Source organism: Pseudoalteromonas sp. G5_S1_14_S5, assembly GCF_054968605.1.
This window is the reverse complement of sequence record NZ_JBQKUM010000021.1, coordinates 25395-43825: the sequence shown is the minus strand read 5'-3', so window position 1 is coordinate 43825 and position 18431 is coordinate 25395. Positions and strand designations below refer to the sequence as shown.

The following is an 18431-nucleotide window of genomic DNA, read 5'->3' as shown; positions in this document are numbered from 1 at the left end:
TCGAATAGAGCTTGAAGAAATTAGTGCTCGCGCGTCGCTCGGAACTTAACGTCTGGGAAACGTTCTGAAGCTAGGTTCAAGTTCACCATCGTTGGTGCGATGTAAGACAGATTATCACCACCATCTAGCGCAAGGTTAGATTGGTTCTTACGTTTGAACTCTTCCAGTTTCTTAGCGTCATCACACTCAACCCAACGAGCTGTTGCAACGTTAACACCTTCGTAGATAGCTTCTACGTTGTATTCTGCTTTCAGGCGCGCTACAACCACGTCGAACTGAAGTACACCAACCGCACCAACGATCAAGTCGTTATTCTGCATAGGACGGAATACTTGCACTGCGCCCTCTTCTGAAAGCTGAACCAAGCCTTTTAGAAGTTGCTTCTGCTTCAAAGGATCGCGCAGGCGAATGCGACGGAATAGCTCAGGCGCAAAGTTTGGAATACCAGAGAACTTCAGGTTTTCACCTTGAGTAAAGGTATCGCCAATCTGGATTGTGCCATGGTTGTGTAAACCGATAATGTCACCTGCATACGCTTTTTCAGCACGTGCACGGTCACCCGCCATGAAAGTTACCGCATCAGAAATGCTAACGTTCTTACCGGTACGAACGTGGTTCATCTTCATACCTTGGCTGTAAGTACCAGATACGATACGCATGAAAGCGATACGGTCACGGTGTTTAGGATCCATGTTTGCTTGGATCTTAAATACGAAACCAGAGAACTTCTCTTCTGTCGCAACAACATCACGCTCATTCGCTTGACGAGTTTGCGGTGCCGGAGCCCACTTCGTTAGACCATCAAGCATGTGGTCAACACCAAAGTTACCAAGTGCAGTACCAAAGTAAACAGGTGTTAGTTCACCAGCAAGGAACAGGTCGTGATCAAATTCAGGACAAGCACCAATAACAAGCTCTAGCTCTTCACGTACGCTTTCCGCTAGATCAGCACCTACTGCTTCATCTAAATCTGGGTTATCTAAACCTTTGATGATACGAACTTCTTGAATCTCGTGGCCGTGACCAGATTCGTACAAGATCGTTTCGTCACGGTGAATGTGGTAAACACCTTTAAACTCTTTACCACAACCGATTGGCCATGAAATTGGAGAACAAGCCATACCTAGCTCGCTTTCTACTTCATCAAGCACTTCCATTGGGTCACGAACATCACGGTCAAGTTTGTTCATAAACGTTACGATTGGTGTATCACGTAGACGCGTTACTTCCATCAGTTTACGAGTACGATCCTCGACACCTTTTGCAGCATCGATAACCATCAAACAAGAGTCAACCGCCGTTAATGTACGGTACGTATCTTCCGAGAAATCTTCATGTCCGGGAGTATCTAGTAGGTTTACTAGGCAATCATTGTATGGGAATTGCATTACCGACGTAGTTACCGAGATACCACGTTCTTTTTCCATCTCCATCCAGTCAGATTTAGCGTGCTGGTTAGAGCCACGGCCTTTTACGGTACCCGCTTTCTGAATCGCGTTTCCGAATAAAAGAACTTTTTCAGTAATCGTGGTTTTACCCGCATCCGGGTGAGAGATAATTGCAAACGTTCTACGTTTGCTCACTTCTTGTTGGAAAGACATAGTCGCCCTTTGCTGATCTAAAGCGTAAAAAGGGCAAGTAGATAATACTTGCCCTTGAATTCTGTGTGAGGATTATACAGAAAGCGTGTCACTTTCTAAAGGGTCAGTTTACACCCTATTTTTTCGCTGATTCTCTGCTTAGCGAAAAGCAACAAGATGGCTAGCTAAAAGACATGAAAAGATAGCTCATGATGATGGCGTCTTCTCGTCCTTGCTTGGTTGGATAATAGTTACGACGACGGTCCACCTCATTAAAGCCGACCTTTTCGTAAAGGTTAAATGCGTTCACATTACTTTCGCGAACTTCTAGCCACGCACTTTCTGCGTTAGCTTGTTCACACATATCTAGGAAGTGCTCAGTCAGCGCTTTACCGTAACCTTTGCCTTGATGGCTTGGAGCCACAGCAATATTTAGTAGCGTCACTTCACCAACGATATTCTGCGCGAAAAAGTACCCGACTACTTGCCCGTCAACCTCAAGAACATGATGAAAAGCGCCTCGGCTATCGAGATTTCGGATCATATTTTCTGACCATGGATGAGAGTGCGCAGCCTGTTCTATCTGCCAAATATCGTCTAGATGATGGAATGATGTCGGTAAAAATTGATTAGTCATATGCACAAATTTGTTGCCATAAGTCGCGGCGATGTTGGTTATTGCCATTGATGTCAGACAGCAATGGGGACTGCAGTGTTTTTGCTTTTAGCTCTTGAGCAGATTCACACCCAGCAAACCACACCCATTCAACATCACTAAGTTCGATAGAAGTTAGATGATGAGGCTGAATATGAAGAGCCTGAGGTAAATCAAGCTTGATACTTTTCAGCACACGCTCAAACATCACTGCGAGATCGCCCTGAGGTTTTTCAGGGGAAACGAGCAATAATTTGCATTCTATAGATAGTGGAGTTTGTTTCGATTCATAACCCGCCAAACGTTCTAGGTGGCTAAGCTCCCATTGGCTGATGCCCATCTCTTGCAGGTACTGTGCGTGTGTTTGTGACATATCTAGCGGTGATTACCTTAGGTTGATATTGAGCTGCTCCTTGGAACAAACTAAAAATAGCTCATTAGAATTGGGCTGATACTAACAAAAAATAAAGGAGCATCAAGCTCCTTTATTTAGACTAAACCCGTTTGCATCTTATTGCGTTGGACATTGCTTCATAACTCATTGAACTCAGCACTGTAAGCCACCTCACCAGAGTGCCTAGCGAGTGCCCCTTCAACCAGTTCAATGGCTTGGAAAGCACCTTCAGGAACATCCCAAGCACAGCTTAGACCAAACTCGCTCGCGGCATTAAAACCAAAACGACCATAATAAGCAGGATCACCAAGCACGACACACGCTGGGTAACCAAAATCAACCAATGTAGAGAACGCATCTTCAACCAGAGTTTTAGCAATGCCTTGATTGCGAAACTCTTCTTTCACTGCAAGCGGAGCAAGCCCTTGCCAATTATGATCGTCACCATGCAGAGTAATCGGGCTAAACATTACGTGGCCCACAACTTCGCCCTCATCAGAACAAGCCACCAGCGATAGTGTTAAATGACTATTCTCACGTAGGCTCATAACCAGGTTAGCTTCTGCATCCGTTTCAAAAACAGATTTCAATAAACGATCAATGACAAGTATATCTGCCGGTGCTTCAGTTCGAATAAGCATTCATTACCTCACTTTGTGTATCCGGGGATTGTACTCCCTTCTGCACAAAATCAGCTAATTGATTTAACAAAGTTTTCAAGGGAGCTGACAATAAGACTAAATCTACGCTGTCCATCAAGTTTTTAACCTCTAAACCGAGCTCTGTATCGCCCTCTATAGACAGTCTACGTTGGAAGAAAAGCGTATCTGGGTCTTCTTTACGACCAGCAATTAACACAAGATCATTGAGATTTCCGCTAAAGCTAACATCTTCAACAACCTCTTTATCAGCTACAACTAGTTGCTCATTTTGGTAGCTAATACACCAGCCTAATCCCATATCCTTTATTGAGACTTTAAGCCATTTATCTTCTAAAAACTCAAAGTCGCCGTCTTCTAGCGCTTCTTTGAATACGCTCTTAAGCCCCTCTAACAAGGCTCTTTTTTGTACTGTTTTAGGCAATAACTGGACTGGAGATCGCAAAATTGATGCGGCATTTTGAACTAGTTGAGTGCGAATCTTGTTTATCACGTGACTTATCCGTAACTTTGTCAATAATATGGAATACATCATAGATGATGTTGAGATCTCAGTTACTGTTATGTATCAAATTAACTTCTGTTTGATGCTCGACCTTTAATATCCTGAAAATCACAGTTATAGTAACTCAGGTAATGAGAATTACAGCAGCCCGCTGCACTCACAGGTAAATATCGACAACCACACAAAATAAATATTTATCGATTGTGAATATTCAAGCTCTTGGAGAATTGGTAGTACTTTGATGCCTCCCCAGCAACTACAACATTGGTTTACTCAGCTAACTGCAAACAGCCCGTTCTTTTTTGCAGTGCTTGATGCTCAACATAACTACTTTATGGTGAATGAGCGTTATTGCGATATTGCTGGTTTAAGCCAAACTGAGCTTGCCGGCATGAACGACCGCCAAACCTTAGGCGAACAATTCTACCAACATCTAAAACCTTACTACGAACGAGCATTCAACGGCGAGACCATTGAAGCCGAAGTCACCCTTAATGAAAATGACCTCGACACTAGCCTCCACTTCAGTTTGTCCCCGCTTACCAATGGCAAGAATACCGATTACATCGTCTTCCACGCTTTCGATACATCAGAAAATCAAGTACTCGTCCGTTCTTTAGAAGAATCTGAAGCCAAGTTTCATAAGCTCTCTCAGCTACTACCCGACGGGCTACTACTGGTTGAAAACGACTGTATCTTGTCGTCTAACCCATCGGCTGCGCGCTTGCTCGGTTTTAACACTCCTACTGAACTTATTGGTGAAGAATTAGGACGCTTGTTTATCGATGAACAAACCAAAACGGTCTTTAATAATAGTCTCAGCTCTATTATTTCTGAGTCTGGATTGGTTTGCTTAACAGGAGCTCGTTGCGGCTTTGAACGTAAGGTTCAACTCAACATAGACTCGACTGCGATTCTTGGCAGTAGCACTCAGCTTGTGCTCATTCAAGACGCTCAAGAGACCACTAAACAATATACACCCAGCAACTGTGAAGATGCCTACATAGATTCACTCACCAAACTAAACAATAGAGTGGGTTTTACTAAGCGTCTGGAACAGTTCATTCACAATGACACTCCAGTTGTCATGATGTACTTAGATATTGATAACTTTAAAAATATCAATGATTCACTAGGGCATCACATCGGTGATAAAGTGATTAAGGAAGTAGCTTCGCGACTTAAACGCCTGCTGCCACGCCAATCTGTGATTGGGCATCTGGGAGGCGACGAATTTGGTATCATTCTGCCAGAGCCTGAGCATCCAAGAACCGCAGAAACACTGGCAGAAAAGATCATTTCGCTGATCAATCAGCCCTTTGATCTTCACCATTTTAGTAAGCGTCTAGCTTGTTCGATTGGTAGCGTGCGCTTTCCTCAAGACGGCATCGATGCGCGTATCTTGCTGCAAAATGCCGATACCGCGATGTACGAAGCCAAAGATCGCGGCCGTAACCGCTTAATTAAGTTCAACGAGCAGATGAACAAAGAAGCGCGTATGCGACTGTGGCTTGAGATCGAACTGCAAAAAGCACTTCAGCAGAATGGGCTTGAGGTTTGGTATCAACCAAAGGTGAATGCACGTGATTTTACCATCAACGGTGCAGAAGCCCTGGTCCGTTGGAAGCACCCTGTTGAAGGCTATATTAGTCCTGCTGTATTTATCCCTGTCGCAGAGCGTGCTGGTCTTATCGAACAACTTGGCCGTGTGGTCATGCGCGAAGTATTTGCAACAGTGAAGCGTTGGAAGATGCAAGGGATCCTGCCAGGTCGTGTGGCAATCAACCTTTCTCCAGAACAGTTTGGCAACCCTAAACTGATTGATTATATGGAGAAACTACTACGCTCGACTGAGCTAGACCCAAGTGTGATTACCTTTGAGCTCACTGAAAGCGCTGTGATGAGTGACAGTGAACACACCGTACAAATGCTTAACGCGATTAAAAAGCTCGGCTTTGCTCTCTCCATCGATGATTTTGGTACTGGTTACTCTTCTCTGTCTTACCTAGCTCGCTTCCCAATAGATGAGCTTAAAATAGACCGTGCTTTCATCTCGGATATCGATACCCTTCCAAAACAGATCACCGTGATTGAAAACATCATCAACCTTGGTAAATCCCTCGATTTAACCGTGGTTGCAGAAGGTGTCGAGACCAGTGAGCAAGCGACGCTCCTGTCGAACCTCAACTGCAGCTCGATTCAAGGCTTCCACTTCTATCGTCCGCAGCCAAAACAAGATGTGGAAGAGTTGTTCGCACAAAACCGTCGTCATAAAAACTAATTACACGATTCAAGCCCTCTCCTCTTTTCAGAAAAACGACACACAAATCACCACTCGTCAGAACCTCAAACGGAGTAACGGAGTAAAAGCAGATTTATCCATCTAAACCTGCCTTACATCAATTCTGTCATTCATCATTCTTCATAAAATACCCGCTTCAACTTAATTCTACTGGTAGTAAGCAAATGGAACTCTTATGCCCAGCGGGTAACTTACCTGCTTTGAAAACCGCCATTGATTGCGGAGCGGATGCTGTTTATATCGGATTCAAAGACGATACCAATGCCCGACACTTTGCAGGCCTTAACTTTGCGGGTAAAAAGCTCGATCGTGCTGTGCAGTATGTACATGACCACAACAAGAAAATTCATGTTGCTTTAAATACGTTTGCTCACCCAAATGGCTTCAAACGTTGGACTAACGCCGTGGACAACGCAGCGGCTCTGGGTGTTGATGCACTGATCATCGCTGACATCGCTGTTCTTGAATACGCCGCAAACAAATATCCAGACCTAGAACTTCACCTATCAGTTCAAGCTTCTGCAACCAATGCTGCTGCGATCGACTTCTACCACAAGAACTTCAACGTAAAACGTGTTGTACTGCCGCGCGTATTATCGATTCGTCAGGTCAAACAGCTTTCTCGCAACATCACTTCTGACGTTGATCTCGAAGTATTCGCTTTCGGTAGTTTATGTATCATGGCTGAAGGTCGTTGCTATCTATCTTCATACATGACAGGTGAATCACCGAATACGGTTGGCGCTTGTTCTCCGGCGAAATACGTTCGCTGGCAAGAGACAGAAACCGGCCTAGAATCTCGTTTGAATGAGATCCTTATCGATAAGTACGTGGCAGGTGAAAACGCAGGCTACCCAACGTTATGTAAAGGCCGCTTTGAAGCAGATATCGATGGTGAACGTAAGCGTTATCATGCACTCGAAGAGCCAACGAGCCTTAACACGCTATCCATGCTGCCTGAATTATTCGCGGCTAATGTCGCGTCGGTGAAGATTGAAGGTCGTCAACGTAGCCCTGCTTATGTAGAACAAGTGACTCGAACTTGGCGTGCTGCCATCGACCGCTACTTAGCAAACCCTGAACAGTACCAAGTAGAACAAGCTTGGAATGCGACACTGGCGAAAGTATCTGAAGGTACACAAACCACGCTTGGCGCTTATCACCGTAAGTGGCAATAGAGCCAACTGGAGAACTCAATGAAATACGCATTAGGCCCTCTACTTTATTTTTGGCCAAAACAAGACGTTGAAAGCTTCTATGAGCAAGCAAAGTCAAGCTCAGCAGATATCATCTACCTAGGTGAAGCAGTATGTTCAAAGCGTCGCGAGATGAAAGCAAAATACTGGATGGACATTGCTAAAGAGCTGTCTGCATCAGGTAAGCAGGTAGTACTGTCGACTATGGCATTGCTCGAAGCGCCTAGCGAAGTCAACATTATGAAAAAGTACATTGATAACGGTGACTTTGCCATTGAAGCAAACGATGTATCTGCCATTCAACTGGCAAGCGAAAACAAAGTACCATTCGTAGTCGGTCCAGCAGTAAACACCTACAACGCACGCACACTGAACTTATTCTTAAAGCAAGGTATGACGCGTTGGTGTATGCCGGTAGAGCTTTCTCGTGAATGGCTGAGCAATGTAATGACACAGTGTGACGAGCTCAACATCCGCAAAAAGTTTGAAGTTGAAGTGTTTAGCCACGGCTACTTGCCACTAGCGTACTCAGCTCGCTGCTTTACGGCTCGTGCAGAGAACAAAGCCAAAGACGATTGTGAGACCTGCTGTATCAAGTATCCAACAGGCCTTCAAGTCGAGAGCCAAGAGGGGCAGTCTGTCTTCAACCTTAACGGCATCCAGACTCAATCAGGCTACTGCTACAACTTGGTGAATGACTTACCAAACATGCATGACTTAGTGGATGTGGTTCGTTTAAGCCCACTTGGTGTTGATACCTTCTCTGAAATCAATAACTTCAGATCCAACGAACAGGGTCAAAACCCAATGAAGATTGAGGGCCGCCAGTGTAATGGCTACTGGCATCAGCTTGCAGGTTTAGACGTTAAGAACATCTAAATACTAGTTTCAAAACGAAGCGATTTTCAAAACGAAAAAGGTCTAGCACATGCTAGACCTTTTAATTTGTCTCAAGAAAATCGACCTATGCCGTTGCGGTTTCCATCGGCGAGACGTCGAGCTTCTTTACGTCTTTGTAGAGCATCACCATCACCACTGCGCTCAACGCGATATTAGACAGTGGATACGCAATCCAGATCCCCGGCACGCCATATAGCTTAGGCATAATGTACAGGAACGGCAGTTGAATAAGCATGTTACCTACCGTCACGAACATAGCCTTACTACCTTTGTTCAGCGCCTGGTAGTAAGCACCCGCAACCACTAAGAAGCCATCAAGCGCCAATGCGAACATGTGCAGTCGAATACCCAATACGGTGTACTCAACTAGCTGAGGTTCGTCCGAGTTAAACACTGACACAAACTCACGTGGGAATACGTTCAATAGCAACACAAATGCAACACCAATCAAGACAGAACTCGACATCGCAATCTTAAGCAACTTGCGAATATTCGCTTGGTTACGTGCACCATGGTTGTAGCTCACCAGTGGTTGCATACCGTTAGCGATACCTTCCGCAGTTAGGTAATAAACCGTCACGATGTAGCCCAAAATAGCGTAAGCGCCAATCATCAACTGGTCGCCATATTGAGAGAACAAAGCGTTGTGCAATGCCACCATTATTGAGCCATAAGCGTACATAAAGAAGCTTGATGTACCAATCGCGAAAATCTGTGGAATTACTGCAAGCTTCAATCTCAACTCACTCCAACGTAAACGCAGGTTTGCACGTCGTGAGAAGAAGTAAGCGAGCCCTAAAACCGTTACCACAAACTGAGCAATCGCTGTAGCTAATGCCGCGCCCATCAACTCCCATCCAAATAGAGCAATAAGCAGGTAATCCAGAACGATATTAATGACCGCACCAATAATCATCAGGATAGTCGCTAAATTCGGGCTGTCGTCGTTACGCAGTAGAAACGGCATCGCGATGGAACCCAAGGTAAATACACTAGCGCCAATCAATATGTGCAAATACTGCAAACCAAGTTCATACACTCGCCCTTCTGCGCCCTGCCAAAGCAAAAAGTTATCGGCAAACAGGTACAGCAAGACAGAGACAATTGGTGTTATGGCTAACAACAAGGTCAAACCCGTAGCTAAGATCTGCTTAGCACCTTGGGTGTCTTTTTCACCTTGGCGAATCGATACCAGCGCTCCAGTACCGACACCCACCAGCATACCTAGACCAAGAATCGAACCGATCACCGGCCACGCGACGTTGATACCCGCCAGTCCATCAGCGCCAACATAACGACCAATAAAGATGCCATCCACCACTTGGTAGAGGCCATTAACCAGCATCGCCGCTACCGTTGGGATTGTGTATCGCCAAAATTGGCGACTAATTGAGTTACTCATTTCTTACTCTACTTTCATTGTGAGTCAAATATCAGTAGGATATGACTCGATAAATTAGTTAACAAGGCTAACTAAATATCTAAATTAATCACTTCAACGCTTTATCTAGTAACTGGTTCAGTTGCTTGGATTCTTGCTCAGACAAACGGCTTTCCAGTATTTGTGCCATCACCTGATAGATCTTGCTCTCTTCCTCTAAACCTAACTCTGCTTTGTGGGTTAGTGCCACGAGTTTAGATCTCGCGTCTTCCAGTGACGCTTTACGCTCCACAAGGCCTTTTTTCTCAAGCCTTTGCACCATAGTCGTCGCTGAAGGCTTAGTCACCTGCATTTCAATAGCAAGGTCGGTCAATCGAATCGGCTCAGGAGACGCCTGAATCACCTTCAAATAGTCATATTCATTGAAGCTCAACTGGCAGATAGGGTCTTCATTTACCTGTGTTCGCCATACTTTCGAGGCGAAGCGTTCTATCTTCTCTAAATTCTGGTTTAGCATACTCACCCAATCAAAGAATAGCATTTAGTTAGCAAGACTAACTATTTTAATCCTGTTTGAATAAAAAGCAATCCAAAACGAGGCAAAGATCATAAAAAGTAGGTACAAAAAAGCCGCTGACTGGCAGCGGCTTTAGTAGTAAAAATAATTTATTTAGCGAACATCAGCTTCTTGCTCTGCTTGAGCGAGGTGCTCTGCTTTTAGCGTTGTGAAAATACGGCTCAACTCTAAGAAAGAGTAACGATGCTCTACGTATTCAAATACGTTAAAAGAGACCGACAACTTATACAAAGAGATCGCATTCGCGTAGTCACCGTTCATGTGGTAACGCTTAGCTAGATAGAAATATGTCTCTGTTAATCTCTGTGCCAGCAACGTGTTATCACGAGTACCCGTTAAGATAGCTTTGAATGCCTGCTCTTCAGTGATGTCATCGAGCATGATAGCGACCAATACCCAGCCCCACTGCTCGTCATGATTCTCATAACGTTTTTGCAGGTCAAGCTTGGCTTGTTCAGGCGTTAGCTCATGCTGAATGATGTATAACCAAAGCGCGCGAAATGGATCACTCGGATCATCGGCATAGTGCTTCATCATTTCTTCATTGGCTAAGTCGTAACGCTCACCATAATAGAGTGCGATAGCGCGATTTCTCTCTGCATATGAATTCGCAGGATCAAGCTCGAGAGTAGAATCGAAAGATTCGTAAGCCGCATCAAACTCCCCCACTTGCGTGAAGTAGACACCCAAAAGGTTGAAGATATCAGGCTGAGCTGGGTTCAATGAAAGAGATTGATTAAAGTCTAAACGCGCTAAATCCCTCAGGCCGACACTGTCGTAGTAGTTACCACGTTCAAACAGCATCTTAGCTCTAACTTCATCATTCAGATCTGGGCGCTGCAGTAGCTGACTCAAACGTGCAATCTGAACTTCTTGCTGAACGCTCGGTTGCAGTGGCACAGCCATTGGCGGGTAAACCCAACTTGAGGCGTTATCTGATGTTGTTGCACAACCAGTTAGTACAAGTAGTAAACACATACTCGCGGTTTGAAACCATTTCACAAATAATTACTCCTGTTATGACCGCAATTAAAAAGGGGAGCGATATGCTCCCCTTTATAACATGCTTTGTTGACGATAGGTTAAAAATCACTAAAAAGCGATATTACTATCGACGCGCTGAGAATTACTCAGCAGCAGGTGCTTCGCCTTCAGCTGGCGTTTCAACAGCTTCTTTCATGCTTAGACGTACACGGCCTTGACGGTCAATCTCAAGAACCTTAACAGGCACTTCTTGACCTTCAGTTAGGTAGTCAGATACTTTCTCAACGCGCTTGTCAGCGATTTGAGAGATGTGTACTAGACCATCTTTACCTGGAAGGATAGTTACGAATGCACCGAAGTCAGCAAGACGAGCAACTTTACCTTGGTAAATGCGGCCAACTTCAACTTCAGCTGTGATCTCTTCGATACGACGGATAGCTTCTTTCGCAGCTGCGCCTTCAGTAGCAGCAATCTTGATTGTGCCGTCATCTTCGATTTCGATTGTAGTACCAGTTTCTTCACAAAGAGCACGGATAACTGCGCCGCCTTTACCGATAACATCTTTGATCTTATCAGAGCTGATTTTCATTGTGTGGATACGTGGAGCGAATTCAGAGATCTCTTCGCGAGCACCAGAGATAGCTTCATCCATTACAGAAAGGATGTGCTTACGTGCACCTTGCGCTTGGTTAAGAGCAATTTGCATGATCTCTTTAGTGATACCTTCGATCTTGATGTCCATTTGAAGTGCAGTGATACCGTCGTTAGTACCTGCTACTTTAAAGTCCATGTCACCTAGGTGGTCTTCGTCACCAAGGATGTCAGAAAGAACTACGAAGTCGTCGCCTTCTTTAACAAGACCCATTGCGATACCCGCAACAGAAGACTTGATTGGAACACCAGCATCCATAAGTGCTAGAGAAGTACCACATACAGAAGCCATTGAAGAAGAACCGTTAGATTCAGTGATTTCCGATACAACACGAACTGTGTATGGGAATTCATCAACAGAAGGCATTACTGCAGCGATACCACGCTTAGCTAGTTTACCGTGGCCGATTTCACGACGCTTAGGAGAACCTACAAAACCAGTTTCGCCAACACAGTATGGAGGGAAGTTGTAGTGTAGTAGGAAGTTGTCTTTACGCTCGCCTGTCAGCTCATCGATGATTTGAGCGTCACGTTGTGTACCAAGCGTAGCAGTAACGATAGCTTGAGTTTCACCACGGGTGAATAGAGAAGAACCGTGAGTACGTGGAAGAACGCCAGTGCGAACGTCTAGTGCACGAACCATGTCTTTTTCACGGCCATCGATACGTGGGTTACCAGCGATGATGCTGCGACGTACAACAGTTTTCTCTAGGTCGTGGAAGATAGAGTGAACTTCTTTTAGGTTCACTTCTTCGTCTTCAGATACTAGTACTTCGTTAACCTCAGCCGCGATCTCGTGAATACGGTCGTAACGAGTCATTTTCTCTGTGATTTGGTACGCTTCAACTAGCTTAGCTTCTGCAAGTTCAGCTATGCGAGTGTTAAGCGCAGTGTTCTCTTCTGGAGCAACCCAATCCCATGCAGGAGTAGCAACTTCAGCTGCGAATTCGTTGATCGCGTTGATAACAACTTGTTGTTGATCGTGACCAAATACTACCGCTGATAGCATTTCTTCTTCTGTTAGGTTGTCTGCTTCAGATTCAACCATTAGAACCGCACCAGCAGTACCAGAAACAACAAGGTCAAGCTTAGACGTTTCTAGCTCAGTGTTGCTTGGGTTAAGTACTAGTTGACCGTCGATGTGACCAACACGTGCTGCACCGATAGGACCGTTGAACGGGATACCAGAGATAGCAAGTGCTGCAGAAGTACCGATCATTGTTACCATGTCAGGCTGAACGTCTGGGTTTACAGACATAACTGTAGCGATAACTTGAACTTCGTTCTTGAATGCATCTGGGAAAAGAGGACGAATTGGACGGTCGATTAGACGAGCCGTTAAGGTTTCGCCTTCTGATGGACGACCTTCTCGCTTGAAGAAGCCACCTGGAATTTTACCAGCAGCGTATGTACGCTCTTGGTAGTTAACCGTTAGAGGGAAAAAGTCTTGACCTTGTACCGCTTCTTTTTTACCAACAACAGATACGAATACTGAAGTATCGTCCATTGTTACCATAACTGCTGCAGTAGCTTGACGAGCAATAACGCCAGTTTCTAGAGTAACTGTGTGGTTACCGTACTGAAACGTTTTTACAACTGGTTTATCAAACATTGTATTTCCTTTATCTAAAGATTGTTCTTTAGAGTCAGTAAGTTGAAACCCAAAAATCACCAATCGCGACTAGTCGAAGCAGACGGAATTGATTCGCTGTATCGAAAAATACAGCGTACATCCACTTTGAATAGTCGCGACCTATTGGCCGACATCTGTGACTGTAATTTCTGGGTCGTATAATACCTATACAGTTAGCTGTACAGGCGAGGCATAGTATAAACTATTTTTATATACAGGGATATTTTCGAACTGAAAAAGCTCCGTGAAATAGTTAAAACTCTGTCTTTCAGGTACAAAAAAAGGAGCAGTAAATGCTCCTTTTTCTTCAAACAGTCTTTGCAGACATCGCTATTAGCGACGTAGGCCTAGGCGCTTGATTAGGTCTTGGTAACGAGAAAGGTCTTTACCTTTCAGGTAGTCAAGAAGCTTACGACGGCTAGAAACCATACGTAGAAGACCACGACGGCTGTGGTGATCGCCTTTATGCGCTTTGAAGTGACCTTGTAGGTGGTTGATAGAAGCAGTAAGTAGTGCTACTTGTACTTCTGGTGAACCTGTGTCGCCTTCAGAGCGCGCGTATTCTGCAACGATTGCTGCTTTAGTTTCTGCATTCAGAGACATAATTCTCTCCTGATAAGAGTAGTTTAATATTTGTAGCAGCCAATCTCTGATTCAGCCGCTACGCGAGCCGAGGATTATAGGGAAGTTTGCCTGTTGGTGCAATAACAATCGATGGCCTTAGAAACGAAAAAAGCGAAGCGCTTAAATTAAGCGTTCGCTTTCTATTTTATTGATTCGCTTTTCAAGGCTAAACGCTATGTTCAGCGTTAAGCTTGTGGCTCTTCATCTCTGAAAACAACCAAACGTTTCGGTGCGATTCGACCATCGTCAGCAATCTGGGCAACACCAACAAACAGCTTCTCTTCACCGCTTGTCATACGAACCGTACCTTCTGTTGGGGCACCAGAAACTTGAACAGGCATTCCGTGCTGAACTAGGTCAGTCAGCTCCGCATTCAAATTAACTTCTGGTAGATCTTCAACGGCAGTGTCCATTGGCATTAGTAGCGGATCAAGCAGCTCTTTAGGTGCAATATCTTGCTCTTGTGCTTGCTCTAAGATCTCGTTGAGCTGCTCTAACGTCACCATGCGCTCGTAAGGGTATTTCGCAACACCAGTACGACGAAGCATGGTTACGTGAGCACCACAACCTAGCATTTCGCCAAGGTCATCCGTGATCGTACGGATGTAAGTGCCTTTCGAACAGTGCACTTCCATCTCAACTTCATCACCTTCAAAGCGAAGCAGATCAATCGAGTAGACAGTGATCTTACGTGATTCACGTGGCACTTCGATACCAGCACGAGCGTACTCGTACAGTGGCTTGCCTTGGTACTTCAATGCAGAGAACATTGACGGAACTTGGTCAGTTTCACCTTTGAAGCTTTCAATGCAACGTTCAAGTTGCTCTTGAGTCACATTCACTTCACGAGTTTCAACCACTTCACCATCAGAGTCCGAAGTATTGGTACGTTCACCAAGCTTTGCAATCACAACGTAGCGCTTATCAGAATCTAGAAGAAACTGAGAGAACTTCGTTGCTTCACCAAGACAGATTGGCAGCATGCCAGTCGCAAGAGGATCCAGTGCACCTGTGTGCCCCGCCTTCTCTGCAAAGTAAATACGTTTTACTTTTTGCAGTGCATCATTAGATGAAATGCCAGTTGGCTTATCTAAAAGAATTACCCCGTTAATAGGGCGACCTTTACGACGGCGAGCCATTACTCTTCGCCCTTAGACTGAGTTTCGTCAGTGCGGCCTGCTGCTTCTTGCTTACGCTTGTCGTCATTCAGAACTTCACTTACTAGGTTAGACATACGCATGCCTTCTACTAGTGTGTTGTCGTAAGTAAAACGTACTTCAGGTGTTAGACGGTGACGAATACGCTTGCCTAGAGCCATACGGATTGGCACTTCATGCTCTTTAAGAGCAGCAAGGCATGATTCAGGTGTTTGCTCACCAATACACAGGAAAGTAACGAAAACTTTTGCGTACGCAAGGTCACGAGACACTTCTACGTCTGAGATCGTTACCATACCGATACGTGAGTCACGAACTTCACGTTGTAGGATAAGAGCAAGCTCTTTTTGAAGCTGCTGAGACACACGTTGTGTGCGGCTAAATTCTTTTGACATTTTCTTTTCTCACTTAGAAAGATGGGGGGCTTGGTAATTACCAGCCCCCCATGGTGTATTCAACAACCGATTACTTCTTACCTTTACTTGTAATGTTAGTAACCTTAGTCAATATGTCGAGTCGTACAGACGATTAGTCGAGAGTACGTTTAACCTCAACGATTTCGAATACTTCGATCTGGTCACCAACGCGTACGTCGTTGTAGTTCTTAACGCCGATACCACACTCGTAACCATTCTTAACTTCTTGAACGTCATCTTTGAAGCGACGAAGTGACTCTAGTTCACCTTCGTAGATAACAACGTTGTCGCGCAGTACGCGGATTGGGTTGTTACGCTTAATTACGCCTTCAGTAACCATAGAACCAGCGATCGCGCCAAGTTTAGGTGACTTAAATACGTCACGAACTTCAGCAAGACCAATGATCTCTTGTTTGAATTCAGGTGCAAGCATACCGCCCATTGCCTGTTTCACTTCGTCGATCAGTTGGTAAATGATTGAGTAGTAACGTAGATCTAGGTTTTCATTCTGAACCGTGTTACGCGCAGTTGCGTCAGCACGAACGTTGAAACCAAGGATGATAGCGTTAGAAGCTGCTGCAAGTGTTGCGTCAGTTTCAGTAATACCACCAACACCAGAACCTACGATGTTCACTTTAACTTCATCTGTTGATAGTTTCAGTAGAGAGTCAGCGATTGCTTCTACAGAACCTTGAACGTCAGCTTTTAGTACTACGTTCAGTTCAGCAACTTCACCAGCAGCCATGTTAGAGAACATGTTCTCTAGTTTCGCTTTCTGTTGACGAGCTAGTTTAACTTCACGGAATTTACCTTGACGGTAGTTCGCAACTTCACGAGCTTTACGCTCATCACGTACTACTGTTGCTTCATCACCTGAAGCTGGTACACCAGAAAGACCTAGAATCTCTACTGGGATAGAAGGACCTGCTGTCGCTACTTCTTTACCGTTTTCATCGCGCATTGCACGAACACGGCCGTACTCTTGACCACAAAGAACGATGTCGCCTTTGTTTAGAGTACCAGACTGAACTAGGATTGTTGCAACTGGACCGCGGCCTTTATCAAGACGAGATTCAACAACAACACCAGATGCCATGCCTTCTTTAACTGCAGTCAGTTCAAGAACTTCAGACTGAAGAAGGATTGCTTCTAGAAGGCCATCGATGTTTGTACCCTGTTTAGCAGAGATGTGAACAAACATGTTCTCACCGCCCCACTCTTCAGGGATTACGTCGTATTGAGCTAGCTCATTCTTAACGTTGTCTGGGTTTGCACCCTCTTTATCGATCTTGTTCACAGCAACAATCAGAGGAACACCTGCCGCTTTCGCGTGCTGGATCGCTTCGATTGTTTGTGGCATTACGCCATCGTCTGCTGCAACAACTAGTACAACGATATCTGTCGCTTGAGCACCACGAGCACGCATTGCAGTAAATGCCGCGTGTCCAGGAGTATCAAGGAAAGTGATCATGCCGTTGTCAGTATCTACGTGGTAAGCACCGATGTGCTGCGTGATACCGCCAGCTTCGCCAGAAGCAACGTGTGCTTTACGAATGTAGTCAAGTGTCGATGTTTTACCGTGGTCAACGTGACCCATGATAGTAACAACTGGAGCACGACCTTCAGCGATAGCATCGTTATCACGATCGGCTAGTACTGCTTCTTCAAGCTCGTTTTCTTTACGTAGGATTACCTTGTGACCCATTTCTTCAGCAACAAGTTGTGCTGTTTCTTGGTCGATCACTTGGTTGATAGTCGCCATAGCGCCCATCTTCATCATTACTTTGATAACTTCAGTTGCTTTAACTGACATTTTGCTAGCCAGTTCAGATACAACGATAGTTTCGCCGATAGCAACGTCAGATTTAGCAACAGTTGCTGACTTGTCGAAGCCTTGCTGCATTGAAGTTGGTTTAGCAAGCTTACCTTTAGCACCACGACCACGCTGGTTACGACCACCACGGTTGTTGCCAGGTTGGTTAGCTGGAGCTGCTTTCTTTTTACGACGACGAGGCGCTTTTTCTTCTTTCTGGTCAGCTGCATCTTCAGCTTCACGAGCGTAAGTAGAAGTTGTCACGTGGTAGTCCGCAGACTTCTCTTGTTCTTTCTTCTTCTGCTCTTCTTCAGACCAGCGCGCTTCGTTCTCTTCAGCTAGTTTACGAGCTTCTTCAACTAGCTTCGCCGCTTCAGCTTCAGCTTTACGCTGTGCTTCTTGCTCTTGACGAGCTTTTAGTTCATCCGCTTCTTTTTTCGCTTGTGCGTTAGCGTCTGCATTTTTTGAATTCATGTCTTTTTTAGCCTTTTCAGCTTGGGCGCGTTGAGCTTTTTCTTCAGCTTCACGTTTTGCATCCGCTTCACGTTTTGCTTTCTCATCAGCTTCGCGCTGTGCTTTCTCTGCAGCTTCACGTTTCGCAAGCTCTTCAGCTTCTTTACGTGCTTTCTCTTCCGCTTCACGCTTCGCTGCTTCCTCAGCTTCACGTTTTGCTTCATCTTCAATAGCGCTGCGCTTCACGTAAGTACGCTTTTTACGTACCTCTACTTGAACATCCTTACTCTTACCGCCTCCAGCGGCAACACTTAGCGTGCTGCGGGTCTTGCGTTGAAGAGTTAAACGAGTCGGCTCAGCTTCACCAGAAGTATCGCCATGCTCCTTTTTAAGGTGCGTTAGCAATGTTTGCTTCTCTGAATCAGTTACTTGATCCGACCCTGATTTCTTCATGCCTGCATCAGCAAGTTGTTCAATTAAGCGGTCAACTGGCGTACCAATCTCTTCACTCAGTGCTTTAACTGTTAATTGTGTCATACCGCTTTCTCTCC

Annotated in this window: 16 protein-coding genes; 3 read left to right on the top strand and 13 right to left on the bottom strand. The window is 45.0% G+C overall.

The window, feature by feature from the left end; genetic code table 11:
• Positions 1-20 precede the first annotated feature (20 nt).
• The 5 genes from prfC to ubiT all read right to left on the bottom strand — a co-directional run bounded on the left by prfC (position 21) and on the right by ubiT (position 3781).
• The gene (gene prfC, locus ACTRWI_RS08570) at positions 21-1601 is read right to left on the bottom strand and encodes a peptide chain release factor 3 (protein ID WP_499130540.1); all 1581 of its coding nucleotides are present in this window, start codon (positions 1599-1601) and stop codon (positions 21-23) included.
• Positions 1602-1761: 160 nt separating this feature from the next.
• Complete coding sequence (gene rimI, locus ACTRWI_RS08565; RefSeq protein ID WP_499130539.1) at positions 1762-2217, bottom strand: ribosomal protein S18-alanine N-acetyltransferase; 456 nt, start codon at positions 2215-2217, stop codon at positions 1762-1764.
• A complete protein-coding gene (locus tag ACTRWI_RS08560; protein ID WP_499130538.1) occupies positions 2210-2608 on the bottom strand; it encodes a DNA polymerase III subunit psi in 399 nt (132 codons plus the stop codon). Before ACTRWI_RS08560 ends, rimI begins: the two co-directional genes overlap by 8 nt.
• 158 nt (positions 2609-2766) lie before the next feature.
• The gene (locus ACTRWI_RS08555; RefSeq protein WP_499130536.1) at positions 2767-3270 is read right to left on the bottom strand and encodes a GNAT family N-acetyltransferase; all 504 of its coding nucleotides are present in this window, start codon (positions 3268-3270) and stop codon (positions 2767-2769) included.
• Positions 3254-3781 (bottom strand): ubiquinone anaerobic biosynthesis accessory factor UbiT, encoded by a 528-nt coding sequence (gene ubiT / locus ACTRWI_RS08550; protein WP_499130534.1) that lies wholly within the window; start codon positions 3779-3781, stop codon positions 3254-3256. The genes ACTRWI_RS08555 and ubiT overlap by 17 nt, the downstream gene beginning before the upstream one ends.
• Before the next feature lie 253 nt (positions 3782-4034).
• Here ubiT and ACTRWI_RS08545 point away from each other — a divergent pair, with 253 nt between their 5' ends.
• The 3 genes from ACTRWI_RS08545 to ACTRWI_RS08535 all read left to right on the top strand — a co-directional run bounded on the left by ACTRWI_RS08545 (position 4035) and on the right by ACTRWI_RS08535 (position 8170).
• Complete coding sequence (locus ACTRWI_RS08545) at positions 4035-6074, top strand: EAL domain-containing protein (protein ID WP_499130533.1); 2040 nt, start codon at positions 4035-4037, stop codon at positions 6072-6074.
• Between the two features lie 185 nt (positions 6075-6259).
• A complete protein-coding gene (ubiU, locus tag ACTRWI_RS08540) occupies positions 6260-7273 on the top strand; it encodes a ubiquinone anaerobic biosynthesis protein UbiU (protein ID WP_499130531.1) in 1014 nt (337 codons plus the stop codon).
• 18 nt (positions 7274-7291) lie between these two features.
• Complete coding sequence (locus ACTRWI_RS08535; RefSeq protein ID WP_499130529.1) at positions 7292-8170, top strand: U32 family peptidase; 879 nt, start codon at positions 7292-7294, stop codon at positions 8168-8170.
• An 85-nt stretch (positions 8171-8255) separates the two neighbouring features.
• Here the strand turns inward: ACTRWI_RS08535 and ACTRWI_RS08530 are convergent, their stop codons facing one another.
• From ACTRWI_RS08530 to infB, 8 genes are all read right to left on the bottom strand, one after another.
• Positions 8256-9593 (bottom strand): MATE family efflux transporter, encoded by a 1338-nt coding sequence (locus tag ACTRWI_RS08530; RefSeq protein WP_499130528.1) that lies wholly within the window; start codon positions 9591-9593, stop codon positions 8256-8258.
• An 88-nt stretch (positions 9594-9681) separates the two neighbouring features.
• Complete coding sequence (locus tag ACTRWI_RS08525) at positions 9682-10089, bottom strand: MarR family winged helix-turn-helix transcriptional regulator (RefSeq protein ID WP_499130526.1); 408 nt, start codon at positions 10087-10089, stop codon at positions 9682-9684.
• Positions 10090-10242: 153 nt separating this feature from the next.
• On the bottom strand, positions 10243-11151 hold the full coding sequence (gene nlpI / locus ACTRWI_RS08520; RefSeq protein ID WP_499130525.1) for a lipoprotein NlpI: 909 nt from the start codon (positions 11149-11151) through the stop codon (positions 10243-10245).
• A 124-nt stretch (positions 11152-11275) separates the two neighbouring features.
• Positions 11276-13396 carry a polyribonucleotide nucleotidyltransferase gene (gene pnp, locus ACTRWI_RS08515; protein ID WP_499130523.1) on the bottom strand — a complete coding sequence of 707 codons (2121 nt, stop codon included), beginning with the start codon at positions 13394-13396 and terminating at the stop codon, positions 11276-11278.
• A gap of 354 nt (positions 13397-13750) precedes the next feature.
• Positions 13751-14020, bottom strand: coding sequence for a 30S ribosomal protein S15 (gene rpsO / locus ACTRWI_RS08510; protein ID WP_004740633.1), 270 nt, complete (start codon positions 14018-14020; stop codon positions 13751-13753).
• Between the two features lie 206 nt (positions 14021-14226).
• Positions 14227-15180, bottom strand: a complete 954-nt coding sequence (gene truB / locus ACTRWI_RS08505) for a tRNA pseudouridine(55) synthase TruB (RefSeq protein WP_499130521.1) — start codon at positions 15178-15180, stop codon at positions 14227-14229.
• The gene (gene rbfA / locus ACTRWI_RS08500) at positions 15180-15593 is read right to left on the bottom strand and encodes a 30S ribosome-binding factor RbfA (protein WP_004738271.1); all 414 of its coding nucleotides are present in this window, start codon (positions 15591-15593) and stop codon (positions 15180-15182) included. The genes truB and rbfA overlap by 1 nt, the downstream gene beginning before the upstream one ends.
• A 133-nt stretch (positions 15594-15726) precedes the next feature.
• On the bottom strand, positions 15727-18417 hold the full coding sequence (gene infB / locus ACTRWI_RS08495; protein WP_063524478.1) for a translation initiation factor IF-2: 2691 nt from the start codon (positions 18415-18417) through the stop codon (positions 15727-15729).
• Positions 18418-18431: the final 14 nt, after the last annotated feature.